The sequence below is a fragment of the Variovorax sp. RO1 genome, assembly GCF_002849325.1.
GTDB lineage: Bacteria > Pseudomonadota > Gammaproteobacteria > Burkholderiales > Burkholderiaceae_C > Variovorax.
In genome coordinates this window covers 1,574,086-1,594,011 of the sequence record NZ_PKMT01000001.1, presented here as the reverse complement: position 1 = coordinate 1,594,011, position 19,926 = coordinate 1,574,086, and the positions used below count along the sequence as shown (strand labels likewise).

Below are 19,926 nucleotides of genomic sequence, written 5' to 3'. Positions count from 1 at the left end.
GCCTCTTTTTGCTTCCCGAGGCCGGGTCTCGCCCCGGCGGGCGACCTACTTTTCTTTGCTTCGCCAAAGAAACGTAGGCAAAAGAAAGGCGACCCTACTGTCTGCGTCCCTGCGCTTCGCTGCGGGCAACCTGCGGTGCTCACGTTTCGCGGGGTCTCGCCCAAACTCGCTTCGCTCAAACAAGGGCGAGCCCTGATCCGCGAAACGCTGCGCTCCTCGGCGCATACAGAAGGGGTTGGGATACCAACAGGCCATCGCTTTGCTCGGCACCTGAACACCTCACGAGCCTTCGCTTCGCTCGGCCTGAATTGCTCCCTCTCCCCTTGGGGAGAGGGTTGGGGTGAGGGTCCGCGGCACAGAAACACCGCCTCGCGCGCATGAAGGCCGATGCCCTCACCCCCGCCCTCTCCCCAAGGGGAGAGGGAGCAAGTCCCCCGCCGAGCGAAGCGAAGGCCCGTTTCCAGGCCGAGCGAAGCGAAGGCCCGCCCGGTATCCCAACCCCCTCTGTATGCGCCGAGGAGCGCAGCGTTTCGCGGATCAGGGCTCGCAGCTGTTTGAGCGAAGCGAGTTCTGCGAGACCCCGCGAAACGCGAGCACCGCAGGCTGCCCCGTAGCGAAGCGCAGGGGTCGCAGACAGTGGGGTCGCCTTTTCTTTGCTTACTTTCTTTTGGCGAAGCAAAAGAAAGTAAGTCCGCCGCCGGGCGGAACTCCCGGCCTCGGAAAACAAACAAGCAGCAGGAGCACAGACAGATCAAGCCGTCTCCTCCTCAAGCTCAGAAGAAGCCCGCCCACTCCCCCCACCCAACCGATCAAACGCCAAATAAATAACCGGCGTAGTAAACAAAGTCAGCAACTGACTAACGATCAACCCACCAAAAATCGCAAGCCCCAGCGGACGCCTCAACTCAGCCCCGTCCCCAAAACTCAACATCAGCGGCACAGCAGCAAAAAGAGCAGCCAGCGTAGTCATCAAGATAGGACGAAACCGCAACAGAGCAGCCTGATGAATGGCTTCACGCGCAGACTTCCCTTGAGTCCGCTCCGCATCGATAGCAAAGTCGATCATCATGATCGCGTTCTTCTTCACGATGCCGATCAGCAAAATGATCCCGATGATCCCAATCACCCCCAGATCATTGCCAGTGATCATCAGCGCCAACAAAGCCCCAACCCCAGCAGAAGGCAACGTAGACAAAATCGTCAACGGATGCACATAGCTCTCGTACAGCACCCCCAACACGATGTACACACAAACCACCGCCGCCAGAATCAACCACAGCTGATTCGACAAAGACTTCTCATAAGCCCCCGAAGCCCCCAGAAAAGTCATCGTCACGCTGCCCGGCAACCCGATCTCCTTAGCAGCCGCGCGAATCGCCGCAACAGAACCACCGAGTGACACCCCCGGCGCCGTATCGAAGTTCAACGTGCTCGCCGGATACTGCGCCACGTGCGTGATCTGCAACGGCGCCTGCCGCTCGCTGATCTCCGCAAAGGCCGACAACGGCGTCGCCGTGCCCGACCCCGCAATGAGGTTCAACTGCCCCAGCGTCTGCGGAGTATTCACCATGCCGGGCTGTGCTTCCAGAATCACGCGGTACTGGTTCGTCTCCGTAAAAATGGTCGAGACGATGCGCTGACCGAAGGCGCTGTACAGCGCGTCGTCCACCGAACTCGCAGTGATCGACAGCCGCGACGCCGTGTCGCGGTTCACGTTCACGTATGCAGCCAGGCCCTGCGCGCCGGCATCGCTGCTCACGTTGCGCACCTTGTCCGACTCCTGCAGCTTTGCGACGAGCTTCTGCATCCACTCGGTGACGAGCGCGCTGTTGACGCCTTCCAACGACACGCGGTACTCGGTCGGTCCGGTCTCGGCATCGATGGTCAGGTCTTGCGTGGGCTGCAGGTACAGCGTGAGGCCCGCCACCTTCTGCACGCGCTCGCGCAGGCGGTCCATCACCTCCTGCTGGTCGTCGTGGCTCTTCGTCAGATTGATGAGCATGCTGCCGGTGTGCAGCATCGTGTTGTTGGCCGCGTCCACGCCGACGAACGAACTGAGGTTCTCGACGTCATGGTCTTCAAGAATGGCGCGCGCGGCTTGCTGCTGCAGCTGCGCCATGCGCTCGAAAGAGACGTCTTGCGCGGCCTGCACGCGAGCCTGCAGCTGGCCGGTGTCCTGCGTGGGGAACAGGCCCTTGGGAATGGTGAGGTACAGCACCACGGTCAGCACCATGGTGAGCAGCGCCACCAGCAGCGTGAGCGGCTGGTGCGCGATCACCCAGTGCAGCGAGCGGTCGTAGCGCACCATCACGCCGTCGAAGAAACGCTGCGCGCGCGCGCCGAAGCCGGTGCCCGTCGCGTCTTTCTTCGGCTCGTGCTTGAGCCAGCGCGCGGACATCATCGGCACCAGCGTGAGCGAGACCACGCCCGAGATCAGGATGGTGATCGCCAGCGTCACGGCGAACTCGCGGAACAGGCGGCCCACCACGTCGCCCATGAACAGCAACGGGATCAGCACCGCGATGAGCGACACGGTCAGCGAAATGATCGTGAAGCCGATCTGCGCGGCGCCCTTGAACGCGGCCTGCAGCGGTTTTTCGCCCTCCTCGATGTAGCGCGCGATGTTCTCGATCATGACGATCGCGTCGTCCACCACGAAGCCGGTGGCGATGGTCAGCGCCATCAGGCTCAGGTTGTTCAGGCTGTAGCCCAGCAGGTACATCAGGCCGAAGCTGCCGATGAGCGAGATCGGCACGGCGATGCTGGCGATGACGGTGGCGCGCAGGCTGCCCAGGAACGCGAAGATCACCAGCACCACGAGCACCACGGCCAGCACCAGTTCCATCTCGACGTGCTGCACCGACGAGCGGATGCCGGCCGTGCGATCGCTCAGCACCTCGATCTGCAGGCCCGCGGGCAGGCCGGCCTGCAGTTCGGGCAGCTGCTTCTTGATGGCGTTGACGGTGGCGATCACGTTGGCGCCGGGCTGGCGCTGCACGTTCAGGATGATGGCCGGCGTGAGCTGCACCTCGCCATCGACCTTGCGCCCGGACCACGCGCCCAGCTGCGCGTTCTCGGCGCTGTTGACCACGCGCGCCACGTCGACCATGCGGATCGGCGCGCCGTTCTTGTAGCTGACGATGAGGTTCTTGTAGTCGTCGACCGTGAGCAGCTGGTCGTTCGAGTTGATGGTGTAGGCGCGCTTGGGGCCGTCGAAGCTGCCCTTGGCGCCGTTGGAGTTGGCCGCGCTGATCGCGGTGCGCAGCGAATCCAGCCCGATGCCGTTGGCCGCCAGCGCCTGCGTGTTGGCCTGGATGCGCACGGCCGGGCGCTGCCCGCCGCTGAGCGACACGAGGCCCACGCCCGAGACCTGGCTGATCTTCTGCGCGAGCCGGGTGTTCACGAGGTTCTGCACCTCGGTGAGCGGCAACGTGTCGGAGGTGATGGCCAGCGTGAGCACCGGCGCATCGGCCGGATTGACCTTGGCGTACACCGGCGGCGCGGGCAGGTCGGCCGGCAGCAGCGAGCCGCCGGCATTGATGGCGGCCTGCACTTCCTGCTCGGCGACGTCGAGCGTCTGGCCCAGCGAGAACTGCAGCGTGATGATCGACACGCCCGCCGCGCTGGTCGAGCTCATGCGGTCGAGCCCCGACATCTGGCCGAACTGGCGCTCCAGCGGCGCAGTGACGGTGTTGCTCATGACCTCGGGGCTGGCCCCGGGGTAGAGCGTCTGGACCTGGATGGTCGGGTAGTCGACCTGCGGCAGCGCCGCCAGCGGCAGGAAGCGAAACGCCACCAGGCCGGCCAGCACGATGGCCAGCATCAGCAGCGAGGTGGCGACCGGCCGCAGGATGAACGGGCGCGACGGGCTCATGGACTGCGCCGTCCCTCACCACCGCGCTCGGACTGACGTTGCCAACGCTCCAGCGCGGCGGGGTCGCCACGGTCGAGCGCTTCGAGGAAACGCTTGCGGCGTTCGAGTTGTTCGGGATCGTCCTTGGCCGCGTCGAGCATGCGCTGGCGCTGCTCGGGGGTGGGGAGCTTGGCGGGTGTTGTGGCTGCAGGGGCTGCAGCAGGTGCGGGTGCGGGCGTTGTTGCCGGAGGTGCTGCGGCCGGAGCAGCCGGTGCCTGCGATGGCGAAGCCGGCGCCGCCGTTTCGGCTGGACGGGCACCGCCGGCGCCTTCCTGCCGACGTCCTCCGCGCCGTCCGCCCGGCGCTGCCGCGCCAGAGGCCGCACCGGCCGGCCGGTCGACCGTGGTCTGCACGCGCGCGCCGTCCTTCAGGCGGTCGCCGCCCTCGGTCACCACGGTTTCGCCAGGCTGCAGGCCCTTGGTGATCGAGGCGAATTCGACGCTCGATTCGCCGCGCGTCACCGGCCGCTGCGAGGCCGTGTTCTCGGCCGTCACCACGTACACGTAGTCGCCGTTCGGGCCGTACCGCAGCGCCGTGACCGGCACCACCACCGCGCTGCTCACGGTGCGCAGCAGCAGCCGCAGATTGACGAACTGGTTCGGGAACAGCGCGCCGTCGGCGTTGGTGAAGCGTGCCTTGGCCTTCACGGTGCCGGTCTGCGTGTCGACCATGTTGTCGAGCGTGGAAAAACTGCCTTCCGCCAGCCGGCGCGTGCGCGTGCGGTCGAAGGCCGTGGTGGCGAGCGTGGCGCCCTGCCCCAGCCGCTCCTGCACCTCGGGCACGCGGTCTTGCGGAATGGCGAACTCGACGTCGATGGGCGCGATCTGCGTGATGGTGGCCACGCCGCCCGTGCTGCCGGTCGAGATGTAGTTGCCCGCGTCCACCGGCCGCAGGCCGATGCGCCCGCTTACCGGCGCCGTGATGCGGCTCCAGGTCAGGTTGAGCTTGGCGGTGTTTTCGTTGGCACGGTCGATGGCCACGGTACCTTCGAGCTGCTTGACCAAGGCGGCCTGGGTGTCGACGTCCTGGCGGGCGATGGAGTCCTGCCCGAGCAGCGTCTGGTAGCGCTGCAGCGTGACGCGCGCCGCGGCCAGCTGTGCCTCGTCGCGCTGGCGCGCACCGGCGGCCTGCGCCAGCGCGTTCTCGAAGGGCTGCGGGTCGATGGTGGCGAGCACGTCGCCCTTCTTGACCATCTGGCCTTCCTTGAACAGCACGGCGGTGAGCACACCCGACACCTGCGGCTGCACCGTCACATTGGCCAGCGGCGTGACCGTGCCCAGCGCTTCGAGCTGCACCGGAATGTCGGCCTGCCGCGCGACGGCGGTGCCGACGGTGCTGGAGGCCGCACCGCCGCCACCGCCACCCGCTCGCCCACCCGGACCACCGCCGCCGGGCCGGCCCTGGCCCGGTCCGCCCGCGCCGGGCGCCGGTGATTTGGAACGCTGGATCAAATACCAGGCGCCGCCCCCGAGGGCCACCAGCAGAAGCAGGGCCATCAGGCTCCCGAACCAGCGGCGCCGACGCGCCGGAGGATGGGTCGACGACACGACGGGTGGCAGGGGCTCGGGGGGCGTGTGGGAATCCATGGGCGGTGCGTGCGAAGGGGTGCGAAAGAGCGACCTGAAGGGAGGCGGCCTAGAGTACAGCGCGAAATATCACTCCCCAAGTTTTCCGTGCCGTAAAGCGACGGTAAAGCTTCCGTTTGCATGCATCTGTCGCGGCCTTCCGCCCGCCATTCACGCCGGTGGCTGGCACTTCACGCCGCCCACCCGCATTTCGTCGCATGGCCGTGGCGGGGGCCGGGCGGCATCGGCACAGTCCGCTCCATCGATCCCCTGCCCCCTTTGCTTTCTTCCAACCGAACGGAGCCTCTCATGCTGATGCAAATCCTTCTTCACACCCCGAAGTGGGTGTTCGCCGTGTTCGTCCTGCTGGCCTGGCTCGGCGGCCGTCAGCTCGTGGCCAACCGCCTCGGCCTGAACCGCGTGCTGGTGATGCCGGTCGCGATGGCCGGCCTGTCGTTCTTCGGCGTGGTGTCGGCGTTCGGTGACTCGGCCGGCGCCCTGCTCGGCTGGGCCGTGGCCGCGCTGCTGCTCGTGGCGCTCGTGCTGCGCCGCCCGCTGCCCCCGACCACGCGCTACGACGCGGCGGCGCGCCAGTTCGAGGTGGCCGGCACCGCCGTGCCGCTGATGCTCATGATGGGCATCTTCTTCACCAAGTACGTGGTGGGCGTGTCGCTGGCCATGCACCCCGAACTGCGCCACCACGTGGCCTTCGCCCTGGGTGTGCCCGCGCTGTACGGCGCCTTCAGCGGCATCTTCGCGGCGCGTGCTGCGCGCCTGTGGCGGCTGGCCGCGGCGTCGGGTGCGATGGTCAGCGGCGCCCGCGCGGCCTAAGATTCCGCCCAACCCAGCCCCGCCTGCCCTTCGCCGCCAGGAACCGCCATGACCGTGCTCGTGTTGATCCTCAAGATTTCCGTCACGGTGGTGCTGCTCGCTTCGCTGGCCGAAGCGCTGGTGCTGTCATGGCGCAACGGCTGGCGCAGCTACGACTGGAAGGCGGCGGGCATTTCGGTGTTCGACTTCCTGGTGCGCGAATACCCGCTGCGCTGGCTGCTGCCGCTGGCCTTCTGGATCGGCGCCATGGACTGGCTCTACGCCCACCGGCTCTTCACGCTGCCGATGGACCACTGGACCGGCTGGCTCGCCTGCTTCATCGGCCAGGAGTTCTGCTACTACTGGTACCACCGCGCCGCGCACCGGGTGCGCTGGTTCTGGTGCACCCACGCCGTGCACCATTCGCCGAACGAGCTGAACCTGTCGGCCGCCTACCGCTTCGGCTGGACCGGCCGGCTCACCGGCACGCTGGCCTTCTTCCTGCTGGCGCCGCTGCTGGGCATGCCGCCGCGAATCATCCTGCTGATGCTCACGCTGAACCTGCTCTACCAGTTCTGGATTCACGCGACCTGGATTCCGAAGCTCGGCCCGCTCGAATGGGTGCTCAACACGCCCTCGGCCCACCGCGTGCACCACGCCTCGAACCTGGAGTATCTGGACGGCAACTACGGCGGCGTGCTGATCGTGTTCGACCGCCTGTTCGGCACCTACATCCCCGAACGCGCCGACCTGCCCTGCCGCTACGGGCTGGTGAAGCCGATCACCTCGTACAACCTGTTCGAGATCGAGTTCAGCCAGTGGCGCGACCTGTGGCGTGACCTGCGTTCGGCGCGATCGCTGCGTGCGTTCGTCGGTTATCTGGTGAAGCCGCCGGGCTGGCGGGCGGACGGGCCGGGCGAGACCACGGAGGAATTGCGCCAGCGTGCGGCGCTGCAACTTTCACCACCGATGGCGACGCCCGCAACGGCCGCCAGCGACTTCGTTCCCCTTTCCCCTGTTTCACCCATCTCTCTCAAGGAGCTGTCATGACCCCCATGTCCTCTTCCACCTCCTCTTCGAACCGCGCCGACGCCGATCTCGAAAAGCGCGCCCGCCGCCGCGCCGGCGCCAAGATGGGCTGGTTCATCCATGCCTTCGTCTATGTGGTCGTCAACGTCGGGCTGGTCGCGCTCGCGGCCTCGCGCGGCCACAACTGGGCTGTCTACCCGCTCATGGGCTGGGGCCTGGGCCTGTTGATCCATGGCGCCGTGGTCTGGCTCATCGCCCCCGGCGGCGGCCTGTACGACCGGCTGCTGGAGCGCGAGCGCCGCGCGCTGGGCGGCGAGGACCGCCGGTGAGCCTGGGCCTGTCGCTGTCGCCCCTTGCCGCCGGGTTCAGTGCCCGGTTCAGCGCCGCCAACGTCCAGTCCATGCTGCGGCATGGGCTGATCACCGCCGTCTTCAATTGCCTCATTGCGAGTTCACTGACCATTGCGGGCGGCGGCAGTTGGGCCGCCCACCTGGTCTATTCGATGGGGATCGGCATCGCGAGCTGGCTTTTCATCGATGGCGGCCGACTCCTCATCACCGGACACCGCGAAGCCCTCTGGCCGAAATGGCCGTGGGGCCCTCTGCTGGTCGTGGCGGGTGTGACCTTCGGCTTCTTGACCGGCAACCTCATCGGGGACGCCTGGAGCGGTGCACCCGCATTCGACTTTCTCGACCTCCGAGGCCACAAGCTGGCCACGGGCGTCACCGTCACCATCATCGCGGGGTCCGGCATCTGCTTCCTCTTCTACAGCCTCGGCAAGAGCAAGTACATGCAGAGCCAGATCGAACTGGCCCAGCGCAATGCCACCGAAGCCCGCCTCAAGCTGCTCGAAACCCAGCTCGAGCCGCACATGCTCTTCAACACGCTGGCCAACCTGCGCGTGCTGATCACCGTCGACCCGCCGCGCGCCGTCGCCATGCTCGACCGGCTCAACAGTTATCTGCGCATGACGCTCAGCGGCTCGCGCGCGCTGTCGCATCCGCTGTCGGCCGAGTTCGACCGGCTGGGCGACTACCTCGAGCTGATGTCGGTGCGCATGGGCGAGCGCCTGCGCTACACGCTCGACCTGCCCGAAGAGTTGCGCGACACGCCCGTGCCGCCGCTGCTGCTGCAGCCGCTGGTCGAGAACAGCATCCGCCACGGACTCGAGCCCCAGGTCGAAGGTGGCGAGATCGCCGTGCGCGCGCGCCGTAAAGCGGGCGAACTGGTCATCGAGGTGAGCGACACCGGCGTCGGGCTCGATGCGACGCAGCAACCCTCGGAAGGCGGCGGCTTCGGGCTCGAACAGGTGCGCGAGCGGCTGGCCACCGTATACGGCGAGCAAGGCCGGCTGAGCCTGCGGCCCGCGCCGACGGGCGGTACGTGCGTCACCCTGAACCTTCCCCTGCCCGCATGAACATGCCTCACGACGACAAGACGATGCCTCTCACCGCCCTCATCGCCGAAGACGAACCCCTGCTCGCCCAGGCCCTGCAGGCCGAACTGGCCGCCGCCTGGCCCGAGCTGCGCGTGGTCGCCACCGCCCGCGACGGCCGCAGCGCCGTGCGCGAGGCGTTAAGACTGCTGCCGCAGGTGCTGTTCTTCGACATCCGCATGCCCGGCCTCGACGGCCTGGGCGCCGCCGCCGAGCTGGCCGACAGCTGGCCCACAGACGAGGCGCCGATGCCGCAGCTGGTGTTCGTGACCGCCTACGACGAGTACGCCGCGCGCGCCTTCGAGGCCGAAGCCATCGACTACGTGCTCAAGCCCGTGCAGCCCGAGCGCCTGCGCAAGACCGTGGCACGGCTGCGGCAAGCGCTGGCGACGGCGGCCCCATCGATGACGCCACCCATCCCGGCCGACGAAGCGCTGGAGCGCACCCTCGCCCAGTGGCGCCAGGTGCTGGGCGCCGCGGGCGGTGCCCCGTCGGCATCGCCATCGGCACCGTTGCGCATGATCGCCGCCAGCGATGCCGGCGGCGCGACCGTGCGCATGGTGCCGATCGACGAGGTGCTGTATTTCGAGGCGGCCGACAAATACCTGCGCGTGCTCACCGCCACGCAGGAATACCTGATCCGCACGCCCCTCAAGCAGCTGCTGCCCCAGCTCGACCCCGACACCTTCTGGCAGGTGCACCGCGCGGTGGTGGTGCGCAGCGCGGCCATCGAGGCGGTGCACCGCGACGAAGCCGGCAAGCTGCACCTGGCGCTGCGCGGGCGGGCCGAGAAGATACCGGTCAGCCGGCTCTACGCCCATCTGTTTCGCGCCATGTGAAATCTGCGGAGCGAGCGCCCAGCAAAAAGCCGGCCTTTTCGGGGCCGGCTTTTTTCATTCAGTCACGAATGGCGTTGTAAATCAGCGCCAGTGGCCGTGTCCGTGGCCATGACCGCGGTGATAGCCGCGACCGTAGTAGCGCGGGCCGTAATAGGCCGGCGGCGGTGCGTAGTAGACCGGTGCCGGGCGGTAGTACACCGGCGGCGGCGGACGGTAATAAACCGGGGGCGGCGGTGCGTAATACACAGGAGCCGGCGGTGCGTAGACCGGCGCCGGGTAGTAGGCGGGACCGCCCACGCCGACCGCCACGCCGGGCACGCCGACGCCGATCGACCAGCTCACGTCGCCGCGGGCGCTGGCCGAGGTGGCCGCAAACAGGGCACCGAAGGCCACCGCACCGGCGGCGGCCCATTTGAAGAGGTTGGAACGTGTGACGCTCATGATGTGGAACTCCTTGTTGAGGGGGCGTTGTGGGCCCATGTGTGTATTGAACGCCCCAAATGCAAACCGCGTGGACGCTGCATTGTGAAGAGCGTTGCCAAAAGTAACCCCCGCAGGCCCCCCTCTAGAATGACGCGATGACCTCCCCGACCGACAAAAGCGGCACCAAAACGACCGCTGCACCGAGCAATTTCCTGCGCCACGTGATCGAGAACGACCTCGCGCAGGGTGCCTACGCAGGCCGCACCTGGGGCGGTTCCCCGGGCGACGCCGCCCACCACGCCCAGGGCATGCCCGACCCCGCCAAGGTCCGCATGCGCTTTCCGCCCGAGCCCAACGGCTACCTGCACATCGGCCACGCCAAGAGCATCTGGCTGAACTTCCAGCTGGCCAAGGAATACGGCGGCGTGTGCCACCTGCGCTTCGACGACACCAACCCCGAGAAGGAAGAGCAGGAGTACGTCGACTCCATCCGCGACGCCGTGAAGTGGCTCGGCTACGAAACCTACCTGGCCGACCGCCCCAGCGCGCCCGGCACGCTGCAGGAACACGAGTACTTCGCCAGCAACTACTTCGACTTCATGTACGAAGCCGCCGAGTACCTGATCGGCGCCGGCCTGGCCTACGTCGACGAGCAGACGCCCGACGAGATGCGCGCCAACCGCGGCGACTTCAACACGCCCGGCACCGACAGCCGCTTTCGCAGCCGCACGCCCGACGAAAACCTGGCGCGCTTTCGCGAGATGCGCGACGGCAAGCTCGACGACGGCGCCGCCATCCTGCGCGCCAAGATCGACATGGCGAGCCCCAACATCAACATGCGCGACCCCGCGCTGTACCGCATCCGCCGGGCCACCCACCACAACACGGGCGACAAGTGGTGCATCTACCCGATGTACACCTACGCGCACCCGATCGAAGACGCGCTGGAGCAGATCACCCACTCCATCTGCACGCTCGAATTCGAAGACCAGCGCCCCTTCTACGACTGGCTGCTCGACCGCCTCGCCGAAGGCGGCCTGGTCGCCAGCCCGCACCCGCGCCAGTACGAGTTCGCCCGCCTGAACGTGACCCACGTGATGACCAGCAAGCGCAAGCTGCGCCAGCTGGTCGAAGAAAAGCACGTCGACGGGTGGGACGACCCCCGCATGCCCACCATCGCCGGCCTGCGCCGCCGCGGCTACACACCTGCGGCGCTGCAACTGTTCTGCGAACGCAGCGGCACCACCAAGTCGGGCGGCTGGATCGAGTACGCCAGCCTCGAGGCCGCGCTGCGCGACACCCTCGAGCCCGTCGCGCCGCGTGCGATGGCCGTGCTCGACCCGGTGAAACTGGTCATCACGAACTGGGGCGAGCTGATGGGCGGCGACGACGTTCTCGACGACTGCTCCGCCCCCGTGCACCCGCACCACCCCGAGATGGGCAAGCGCGAATTCAAGCTCGGCCGCGAAGTCTGGATCGAGCGCACCGACTACGAAGACGTGCAGCCCAAGGGCTTCTTCCGCCTGTTCCCCGGCAACAAGGTGCGCCTGAAGTACGGCCACGTCATCGCATGCACCGGCGCCACGCGCGACGCCGACGGCAAGCTCCTCGAAGTGCAGGCCACGCTGGTGCCCGACACCAAGAGCGGCACGCCCGGCGCGGACGCGATCAAGGTCAAGGGCAACATCACCTGGGTGGCTGCGGCGGATGCCGTGCAGGCCGAGGTGCGACTGTACGAACGCCTGTTCGCCGAAGCCAACCCGGGCAGCGGCGAGCTGCTGGACGAGCTGAACAAGCACAGCCTTGAGGTGTGCACGGCGTTCGTCGAGCCGTCGCTGGCGAAGGCTGAAGCGGGCGTGGGCATCCAGTTCGAACGGCATGGGTACTTCGTGCGCGACGCGAAGGCCGGCGTAGAAAGCAAGCCCGTGTTCAACCGCGCGGCGGGGATGCGGGACAGCTGGGCCAAGTAAGGCCGGTTTTCTCTCTCCCGCAAAGCCGGGGCCGACGTGGCTCCGGCTTTTTTCTTTTTCAGCAGGGCGCTATTGCGGCCGCTTGTAGACCACGCCCAGCACCGCGCTGTTCTCGTCGGTGGTGCAGACGACGGAGCGACCTTGCGGGCCGACCTTCAGGTTGATCGTGTAGATCCCGTCGCGCGGCGTGGTGCCACTGTCGACAACGACGCTGGCCGCAGGCACCTTCAGTTCACGCGCGGCTGCGGCCACGCAGTTCTTGACGCTCGCCTCGGGCGCACCGCCGACGCGGACGGAGGTGCTGTTGCAGGCGATCAGCAAGACGCCGGCGCTCGCCAAGCAAGCGATATGGATGAAGCTTCGCATCGTCATTTCGGGTTCTCTGATGTTGGCTGGACCAGATCGAATTAACAGGCGTCGGACCACCACACGGTGCAGGACAGACCCGTTTCTGCGTATGGCCCTTCACTGATTTCTTGAGGCAACCAACGCTTTTTCCACGCGGCCAACTCTCAGTAAGGCGTTGATCTGATGAGATTTGCCGTATGAAACTTGATTCATAGGAATCTCATGGAAAACTTGTTCTCGTTGACTGACGCGGGCGGACACGTGGAAGAACTGGTGCGAGACTATCTGCCGCAGTTGGCCGATGCGCCACGCGACGCCACCCGCCCATGAATCTGCCCACCGACTCCCGCCTCATCCGCTTCAACAAACCCTACGGCGTCCTCAGCCAGTTCACGCCCGAGGGCCGTTGGCGCGGCCTGAAGGACTTCATCGACCTCCCCGGCGTCTACGTCGCCGGACGCCTCGATGCCGACAGCGAAGGTCTGCTCCTGCTCACCGACGACGGCAAGCTCCAGGCGCGCATCGCCGATCCGCGCTTCAAGATGGAGAAGACCTACTGGGTGCAGGTGGAGGGCGTGCCGACCGAGGAGGCACTCGCGGCGCTGCGCAACGGCGTGCAGCTCAACGACGGCCCCACACGCCCCGCAAGAGCGCGCCTGCTCGATCCGCCGCCCGCCGTGTGGAACCGCGAGCCCCCCATCCGCGAGCGCAAGCTCATTCCCACCGCGTGGCTGGAGCTGGCGATCAGCGAAGGCCGCAACCGCCAGGTGCGGCGCATGACGGCGGCCGTGGGGCTGCCGACGCTGCGCCTCATCCGCGCCGCCATCGGGCCCTACACGCTCGACGGACTGGCGCCCGGAACCTGGCTGGAACAGAACGGCGACTGAGCCGCCGCACCACCAACTCTTCATTCGAATCCTGTCCATGCACATGAACCTTCCTTTCTCCGACCTCCCCTCCTCTGCCGCGCTGAACCGCCGCAGCGCCGTGCTCGGCGCTCTCGGCTTGCTGGCGTTGCCGGCCGGTGCCGCGGCCCCGGCCAAGAAAAACAACAAACCGCAGGCACCCGACGTCTGGCCGCACGCCTCGCTGGTGCCCGGCGGCGTCGCCCGCCTGTCGCTCGGCCCGGCGGCCACGCGCCCCAAGGCCTTTGCCGGTGACGTGCCCGTGCTGGTGCTCGGCGATCCGATCGAATGGACCGCATTGGTCGGCATTCCGCTCGCCACCCCACCGGGCGAAGCCCACATCAGCGTGCGCGCCGAGGGCAAGCCCGACCGTCAGATCGCCTACACCGTCGCCCCGAAGCAGTACCGCGAACAACGTCTGACGGTGGCGCCGCGCAGGGTCGACCTGTCGCCTGAGGACCAGGCCCGCTACAACAAGGAGCGCGACCACCTGGCCGGCGTAATGGCCACGCTCACCGACCTGCGCCCCGACGCCGCGCTGCAGATGCGTGTGCCCGTGCCGGGCCGCCGCTCCAGTTCCTTCGGCCTGCGCCGCGTATTCAACGGACAGTCGCGCAATCCACACAGCGGCATGGACATCGCAGCCGGCACCGGCACGCCCGTGCTTGCGCCGCTGGCCGGCAAGGTGATCGACACCGGCGACTACCTCTTGCCCGGCGGCACCGTCTGGCTCGACCACGGCGGCGGCCTGCTGACGATGTACTGCCACCTGAGCCGCTGGGACGTGAAGGTCGGCGACGTGCTCAAGGCCGGCGAGCCGCTGGCCGCCGTGGGCGCGACGGGGCGTGTGACAGGGCCGCACCTGCATTGGGCGGTGATGCTGAACCGGGCGATGGTGGATCCGGCGTTGTTCGTTGCGGGTTGAGTTGCGCGCGCGGGAATGAGCCTTCGTGAGCCCCGGAGATCTCAACGCATGACGATCCGGACCAAGTCCTTTCTCACTTGGCTCGCAGTCGTTCCAGTGCTGTCGGCGCTGTGCGTCATCGGCGTGAACCTGTTGCCGCTCTGGTTCGTGTACCTCCTGCCCTATGCGATCGGGGTGGCCTTGCTGGTGATCCTGGTGGCGATCGTGGCGGCAGGCGGCGCGACCAAAACCCTCGGCGCGAGCTTCGGGGGCCTTGCTGCCGGCGTTGTGCTGGTGTTCATCGCCTACGACGTCGTCAAAACCGCAGATCGGGCGGATTGGAACGCTTCGTACGACGAATTCCGGCAGTTCAGTCAGGTCGTGGCACGCGGCGATCGGAAGGCCACGGCGTTGGCTCTCGACGATCTCCGGCGCTTCACGCCGGCCGAAGCGCTCTGCATCCTCGGTTCCGACAGCGGGACCGGCGGCTCGGGATATCTGATGCCCGATGGCCCGGACACGCAGCGAACCCGCATGGGGCAACGCTACTTCATCTCGACGCCGCGACTTTTTGAAGTAGCCGAGATCCTCGTTTCGACGCAGCCTGCCCAACGTGAAACGCAGGTGGCCCTGTCGCGGATGCTGCGGAGCTTGTACTGGCGCGGCGACCCCGCGGCATTTCCGCGCTGGGAACAGCTCTGGCTGCGCACAAAAGCCGCCACGGGCGGCACCGCCGGCTGGCACTTCGACGGTGCCCGCTTGAGGCGACCATCCGAGCAGTGCGGAGGAGACGACGACACGCACCTCGCCGATCTGGTCAAGGAAATCAACAAGCCACCCGAAACACCGGAAGAAGCGCGTGCCCACGAGTCGGGAAGCTCGCAAGCACGGCAAGCCGCAGACCAGGCACTTCGAGACGCGCAGCACAACGCTGTCGCGCGGTGAAGGCCCGGGCGCCCGCCCCGGCTTATAAAGAGACCTTTCGAGGAGCGAGGCGAGCGACCGATGGCAAAACAAACAAGAACCGAGCGCCGACGCGAGCGTGCGCGACAGGAACTGGCTGGCAAGGGCTGGACCGCGATCTTCTTCGGCATCGTGCTGCTGGTGATCGCACCCGCCTTCCTGACAGGGCCGATCGTGGGCGGGCTGGGACCGGCGCTCCGGCCCGCCGGGTGGGTCGCTCTGGCGGTCGGCGCCGTACTGCTGGGCCTGCACTACATCGTCCGTCGTCAGGCCGCCCGCGTGGAGGTCGAGCCCGCTGCAGCTCACGCTCCCGCACGTCCTGCGCCCACCGCGACCACCGAGCGTCGCGAGCCCGCGTTTTCGCCCGCGCCGTCGACAGCAACGCATGCGGGCCAGGAATCCCAGTGGGGCCCCGCTGTGTTGCACGCCATCGAATGGCGTCGCTTCGAGGCCTTGTGCGAAGCGCTCTACGCACAAGCCGGCTTCACCACGCGCAGCCAATCGCACGGCGCGGACGGCGGCGTCGATATCTGGCTCCAGTCCAAGCACAGTGACGTCCCACGCATCGTCCAGTGCAAGCATTGGCAAGGCAAAGCCGTGGGCGTGAAGGAAATGCGCGAATTCTTCGGTGTGATGGCCTCGCACCAACTGAAGAGCGGCACGTACGTGACAAGCTCGACCTTCTCGGCGGAAGCAGCTGCGTTTGCGAAGGCGAACGGCATCCACGCCCAAGACGGCGCGGCCCTGCTCCAGCTGATCGGCCAGCGCACGCCCGAGCAACAAGCGGCCCTACTCGCCGTGGCCTACGAAGGCGAATACTGGCGGCCCACCTGCGCGAGCTGCGGCACCAAGATGGTCGAAAGAAACTCGCCCAAGAACGACGGCAGCTTCTGGGGCTGCGCCAACTATCCGAAGTGCCGGGGCCGGACGATCCCGAAGTCGAAGGCATCCGCGGCGGTCTAGCCGGGAAGCAAGCCATGGCCCATCCACCGATGTTCACCGAAGCCTGCCTCGACACCTCGTTCGCGCGCACCACCGAACGCCGCGAAGCCCTCGCCCTCCTCAACACCCGCCTGCACCCTGCCCTGCAGCGAATCGTCGCCGCCGAAGTCGCCGCGGGCAACCGCGTCGTCGACGTCGGCATCGACTGGCCCGACGTGGGCTCGGTGCATGTCACGCTCCACAGGCACTTCACCGGCCGGCATGCCGGCAAGGAAGCCGCATTCAGCCTGTGCGACGACCCGCACTACTGGCACGCCGACTACAGCACCGCGGAAAAACCGCGGCACCTGCTGATCTGTTGAACTGAAGAGCGCCGCCTTCAGAGCGGCTTCGTCAGATACACCGCCTCGCGCCCAACGATCGTGCGCTGCGCCGGCATGAAGATCGTGCAGTCGTCGCACGGCGCGCGGATTTCGTCCGGGCCGTTGGTGGCGATCAGCTCGCCCTTGGCAAAGGTCTCGAAGCCGATCAGCGGGCGCACGAAGGCGAAATCTTCTGACTTGATGACGTGCGTCTGCAGCAGCTCGAAGCGGCGCTGCTCGCCGGGCGCGGGCACGGCCGGGTCTTTGTCGATGAGGCCGAAGTGCGCCAGAAAGTCGAGCGAGATGGCGGTGGCCAGCTCGGAGGCCGAGCGCAGGAAATGCTGGCCGCACTCGGCCACCAGCGCCACGCCCTTGCCGTCGGCCTTGCCATGCTGGCCGTGCTGGATCAGCGGCGTGCCCGAGCCCAGGCCGTCGGGCATCACCAGGTGCACCGACGGGCGGCCGATGGCCATGGCGGCCTCGGCGTTGCGGTCGAAGGCCGGGTACACCCAGAACGGGATCACGGGCTGGCTCGTGGAATGGATGTCGAGGATGTGGTCGGCCGCGCTCACCACCGGGCGCAGCACGCGGGCGCGACTCAGCTCGGGACTGTCTTCACTGCCGTCGAGCCATTCGGGCGACCACACGCGGTTGAGGTTGTGCACCAGCTGGCGGCTGTCGAAGGGCAGCGCCTCGTTGAAGGACTCGTACGCCGCCACGTTGGCAAAGCTGATGGTGAGCGTGCCGATCTTCGGGCGCACGCCGGTGTCGAGCAGGTGCGTGGCGGCGGTCATGCCGCAGATCTCGTTGCCGTGCGTGAGCGCGTTGATGAGCACGTGCGGACCGGGCTTGCCGGACTCGAAGCGGTGCACGTAGTCGATGCCGACGTTGCCCTCGCGGTAGGCGGAAAGGTCGCGGGGGAGGACTTCGAGGGCGGGGGGCGATTGGGTCATGGGGTGGTGAACAGATGGGATCGGGGGCCGCCGGCAAGTTTGCTACAGCTGGCAAATTCGTGCCGTGAGCCGCAAATCCCCCGTTGCGGCTCATTTCCTGAGCCGCATTTCCCTCACCGGGCCCTCGCCCTTACCAATTCACCTCCCGCTCCGGCGTCGCCGAAATGTGGTGAATCGACAGATCCGCCCCGTCGTATTCCTCTTCCTGCGACAGCCGCAGCCCCATCGTCGCCTTGAGCACGCCGTACACCAGGGCGCCGCCGATCAGCGCCCAGACCACGCCGAGCAGGGTGCCGATGAGCTGCGCCCACAGGTTCACGCCGCCGATGCCGCCGAGCGCCTGGGTGCCGAAGATGCCGGCTGCGATGCCGCCCCAGGTGCCGCACAGGCCGTGCAGCGGCCACACGCCGAGCACGTCGTCGATCTTCCATTTGTTCTGGGTGCGCGTGAACATGAAGACGAAGATGGCGCCGGCCACGCCGCCCGCCACGAGCGCGCCCAGCGGGTGCATGAGGTCGGAGCCGGCGCACACGGCCACGAGGCCGGCGAGCGGGCCGTTGTAGACAAAGCCGGGGTCGTTCTTGCCCATGGCCAGTGCCACCAGCGTGCCGCCGACCATGGCCATCAGCGAGTTGACGGCGACGAGGCCCGATATCTTGTCGATGCTCTGCGCGCTCATCACGTTGAAGCCGAACCAGCCCACGCACAGCACCCACGCGCCCAGCGCCAGGAACGGGATGTTCGACGGTGGGTGCGCACTGAGCGAGCCGTCGCCCCGATAGCGGTTGCGGCGCGCGCCCAGCAGCAGCACGGCTGGCAGCGCAAGCCAGCCGCCCACGGCGTGCACGACGACCGAGCCGGCGAAGTCATGGAATTCATGGCCCGTGACCGAGGCGATCCAGGCCTGGATGCCGAAGGCCTTGTTCCAGGCGATGCCCTCGTACAGCGGGTAGACGAAGCCGACGATCACCGCGGTGGCGATCAGCTGCGGCCAGAACTTGGCGCGCTCGGCGATGCCGCCCGAGATGATGGCCGGAATGGCCGCCGCGAAGGTCAGCAGGAAGAAGAACTTCACCAGCTCATAGCCGCTTCTTGCCGACAGTTCGGTGGCGCTGACGAAGAAATGGGTGCCGTAAGCCACACCGTAGCCCACCAGGAAGTACACGATGGTCGACACCGAGAAGTCGACCAGGATCTTGACCAGCGCATTGACCTGGTTCTTCTTGCGCACGGTGCCCAGTTCCAGAAAGGCGAAGCCGGCATGCATGGCCAGGACCATGATGGCGCCGAGAAGGATGAACAGCGCATCTGCGCCCTGTTTGAGTGCGTCCATGAGAGCTTCTTGCAGGTTTTGGGTTTGATTTGGTGCGTCGCACCCGAACGGCTCGGGGTGCCGGCGCAAGAAAGCAAAAATGGTGCCTACAGGCTCTTGGATGGTGCGAAACGACCCAAGAACGGGCTGATTTCGCAGGGCGCGCACCGGATCGGAACGCGCCGAAGCGCTCAGCCCGCGCCGCCGCGCAGCGCGTCGCGATACCGCCGGCTGCAGGGCACGGTCGTGCCGTCGTGCATGTGCAGCCGGGCATCGCCGCCGTCGAGCGGCTCGATCTCCTTGATGCGACCCAGGTTCACCGCGTGGCTGCGATGCACGCGCACGAAGGTGGCGGGGTCGAGTTGGGTCAGGAAGTCGGTGAGCGTGGCGCGCAGCAGGTAGTCGTGGCCGTTGACGTGCAGGCCGACGTAGTTGCCCTCGGCCTGCAGCCAGTCGATGTCGGTGGCGGCGATGAGAAATTCGCGGCGCAGCTTGCGCACGAGGAAACGTTCGGGGCGGGCGACCACGGGCGGTGGCGCCGGCGGCGCTTCGACAGCGGGCGCGGGAGGCATGGCAGCAGCAGCCGCTGCGTCGGTGGGCGCCTCGGGCGTCACCAGCGGCATCGCGGCCTCCGCCGCCCCTGCGTCCTCCGGCGCATCGAGCACCCGCGCCTCCCCCTGCAGCCGCAGCATGAACAGCCGGTAGGCCCAGATGCCGAAGACCATCGACGCGTACGCGCGCACGTCCTTCAGGTATTCGTAGCCCCACTGGCCGCGCCAGTCCGCGAAGTCGTAGCGCTCGCCGACCGCCGCGTAAGCCAGCGCGCGCAGCGCGAACATGGCCATCACGTGCACCACGCTGAAGACCACGCTGGCCACCGCATGCCCCGCCAGGTAGCGCAGCAGGTGCCTGCGCGGCAGTGGCGACAGCCAGCGCTCGACCGCCACGATGCCCGGCACCAGCGCCAGCAGCACGAGGTGGCTGGAACCCTCCCACACCAGAATCTCCCAGGTGGCGTGCGGCACGGCGCGCCGCCCTGCATCGACCAGCGCCACCGAGGTGTTGAACACGGCCTGCACCGCCATGACCACGATCCAGAAACCCACCTCCACGTACCGTCGGATCGGCTCGTAGCGTTCGTACAGGTTCTTGCGCGGGTCTCGCATGCGGGGAATTCTCGCGAAAACAGGCCCCTGGGGTCGGCCCATTTCGTCCCTGCGGGGCACCGCTCGTCACAAAGCGGGGGCGATCCG

At 67.3% G+C, this 19,926-nt stretch carries 18 protein-coding genes; 11 read left to right on the top strand and 7 right to left on the bottom strand.

Features of this window, described 5'->3' with window-relative positions; all coding sequences use genetic code 11:
- Positions 1–751: 751 nt before the first annotated feature.
- Both CY658_RS07765 and CY658_RS07760 read right to left on the bottom strand, forming a co-directional pair.
- Entirely contained in the window at positions 752–3,874 is a 3,123-nt protein-coding gene (locus tag CY658_RS07765; protein ID WP_101489572.1) for an efflux RND transporter permease subunit, read from the bottom strand.
- A complete protein-coding gene (locus CY658_RS07760; RefSeq protein ID WP_101489571.1) occupies positions 3,871–5,499 on the bottom strand; it encodes an efflux RND transporter periplasmic adaptor subunit in 1,629 nt (542 codons plus the stop codon). The genes CY658_RS07765 and CY658_RS07760 overlap by 4 nt, the downstream gene beginning before the upstream one ends.
- A 120-nt stretch (positions 5,500–5,619) precedes the next feature.
- Here CY658_RS07760 and CY658_RS07755 point away from each other — a divergent pair, with 120 nt between their 5' ends.
- The 5 genes from CY658_RS07755 (at position 5,620) to CY658_RS07735 (ending at position 9,591) form a co-directional block, all read left to right on the top strand.
- A complete protein-coding gene (locus tag CY658_RS07755) occupies positions 5,620–6,309 on the top strand; it encodes a DUF6622 family protein (protein ID WP_374221092.1) in 690 nt (229 codons plus the stop codon).
- A 48-nt stretch (positions 6,310–6,357) separates the two neighbouring features.
- The gene (locus CY658_RS07750; RefSeq protein WP_101489569.1) at positions 6,358–7,338 is read left to right on the top strand and encodes a sterol desaturase family protein; all 981 of its coding nucleotides are present in this window, start codon (positions 6,358–6,360) and stop codon (positions 7,336–7,338) included.
- Positions 7,339–7,343: 5 nt separating this feature from the next.
- On the top strand, positions 7,344–7,646 hold the full coding sequence (locus CY658_RS07745; protein WP_101490280.1) for a 2TM domain-containing protein: 303 nt from the start codon (positions 7,344–7,346) through the stop codon (positions 7,644–7,646).
- Positions 7,647–7,717: 71 nt separating this feature from the next.
- A complete protein-coding gene (locus CY658_RS07740) occupies positions 7,718–8,734 on the top strand; it encodes a sensor histidine kinase (RefSeq protein ID WP_101490279.1) in 1,017 nt (338 codons plus the stop codon).
- A 23-nt stretch (positions 8,735–8,757) separates the two neighbouring features.
- Positions 8,758–9,591, top strand: coding sequence for a LytR/AlgR family response regulator transcription factor (locus CY658_RS07735; protein ID WP_101490278.1), 834 nt, complete (start codon positions 8,758–8,760; stop codon positions 9,589–9,591).
- A gap of 81 nt (positions 9,592–9,672) precedes the next feature.
- Here the strand turns inward: CY658_RS07735 and CY658_RS07730 are convergent, their stop codons facing one another.
- On the bottom strand, positions 9,673–10,032 hold the full coding sequence (locus CY658_RS07730; protein WP_101489568.1) for a hypothetical protein: 360 nt from the start codon (positions 10,030–10,032) through the stop codon (positions 9,673–9,675).
- A gap of 137 nt (positions 10,033–10,169) precedes the next feature.
- On the opposite strand from CY658_RS07730, the gene CY658_RS07725 reads away from it, so the two are divergent.
- Entirely contained in the window at positions 10,170–11,984 is a 1,815-nt protein-coding gene (locus CY658_RS07725) for a glutamine--tRNA ligase/YqeY domain fusion protein (protein ID WP_101489567.1), read from the top strand.
- Positions 11,985–12,053: 69 nt separating this feature from the next.
- Here the strand turns inward: CY658_RS07725 and CY658_RS07720 are convergent, their stop codons facing one another.
- Entirely contained in the window at positions 12,054–12,356 is a 303-nt protein-coding gene (locus CY658_RS07720; RefSeq protein WP_180838887.1) for a hypothetical protein, read from the bottom strand.
- A gap of 302 nt (positions 12,357–12,658) precedes the next feature.
- On the opposite strand from CY658_RS07720, the gene CY658_RS07715 reads away from it, so the two are divergent.
- From CY658_RS07715 to CY658_RS07695, 5 genes are read left to right on the top strand one after another with little or no spacing between them, the layout of a single operon-like run.
- Positions 12,659–13,219: an rRNA large subunit pseudouridine synthase E gene (locus CY658_RS07715; protein WP_101489566.1), complete on the top strand. Its 561-nt coding sequence runs from the start codon at positions 12,659–12,661 to the stop codon at positions 13,217–13,219.
- Between the two features lie 43 nt (positions 13,220–13,262).
- Positions 13,263–14,162 (top strand): peptidoglycan DD-metalloendopeptidase family protein, encoded by a 900-nt coding sequence (locus tag CY658_RS07710; RefSeq protein ID WP_374221091.1) that lies wholly within the window; start codon positions 13,263–13,265, stop codon positions 14,160–14,162.
- Between the two features lie 48 nt (positions 14,163–14,210).
- Positions 14,211–15,086: a hypothetical protein gene (locus CY658_RS07705; protein ID WP_101489564.1), complete on the top strand. Its 876-nt coding sequence runs from the start codon at positions 14,211–14,213 to the stop codon at positions 15,084–15,086.
- A 60-nt stretch (positions 15,087–15,146) separates the two neighbouring features.
- Positions 15,147–16,067: a restriction endonuclease gene (locus tag CY658_RS07700; RefSeq protein WP_101489563.1), complete on the top strand. Its 921-nt coding sequence runs from the start codon at positions 15,147–15,149 to the stop codon at positions 16,065–16,067.
- Between the two features lie 29 nt (positions 16,068–16,096).
- Positions 16,097–16,408, top strand: coding sequence for a hypothetical protein (locus CY658_RS07695; RefSeq protein ID WP_143713624.1), 312 nt, complete (start codon positions 16,097–16,099; stop codon positions 16,406–16,408).
- Positions 16,409–16,425: 17 nt separating this feature from the next.
- Here the strand turns inward: CY658_RS07695 and CY658_RS07690 are convergent, their stop codons facing one another.
- The 3 genes from CY658_RS07690 to CY658_RS07680 form a co-directional block, all read right to left on the bottom strand.
- Positions 16,426–17,361, bottom strand: a complete 936-nt coding sequence (locus tag CY658_RS07690) for a succinylglutamate desuccinylase/aspartoacylase domain-containing protein (protein ID WP_099791275.1) — start codon at positions 17,359–17,361, stop codon at positions 16,426–16,428.
- Positions 17,362–17,491: 130 nt separating this feature from the next.
- Positions 17,492–18,694, bottom strand: a complete 1,203-nt coding sequence (locus CY658_RS07685; RefSeq protein WP_101489561.1) for an ammonium transporter — start codon at positions 18,692–18,694, stop codon at positions 17,492–17,494.
- 170 nt (positions 18,695–18,864) lie between these two features.
- Positions 18,865–19,839 carry a LytTR family DNA-binding domain-containing protein gene (locus tag CY658_RS07680; RefSeq protein WP_101489560.1) on the bottom strand — a complete coding sequence of 325 codons (975 nt, stop codon included), beginning with the start codon at positions 19,837–19,839 and terminating at the stop codon, positions 18,865–18,867.
- Positions 19,840–19,926: the final 87 nt, after the last annotated feature.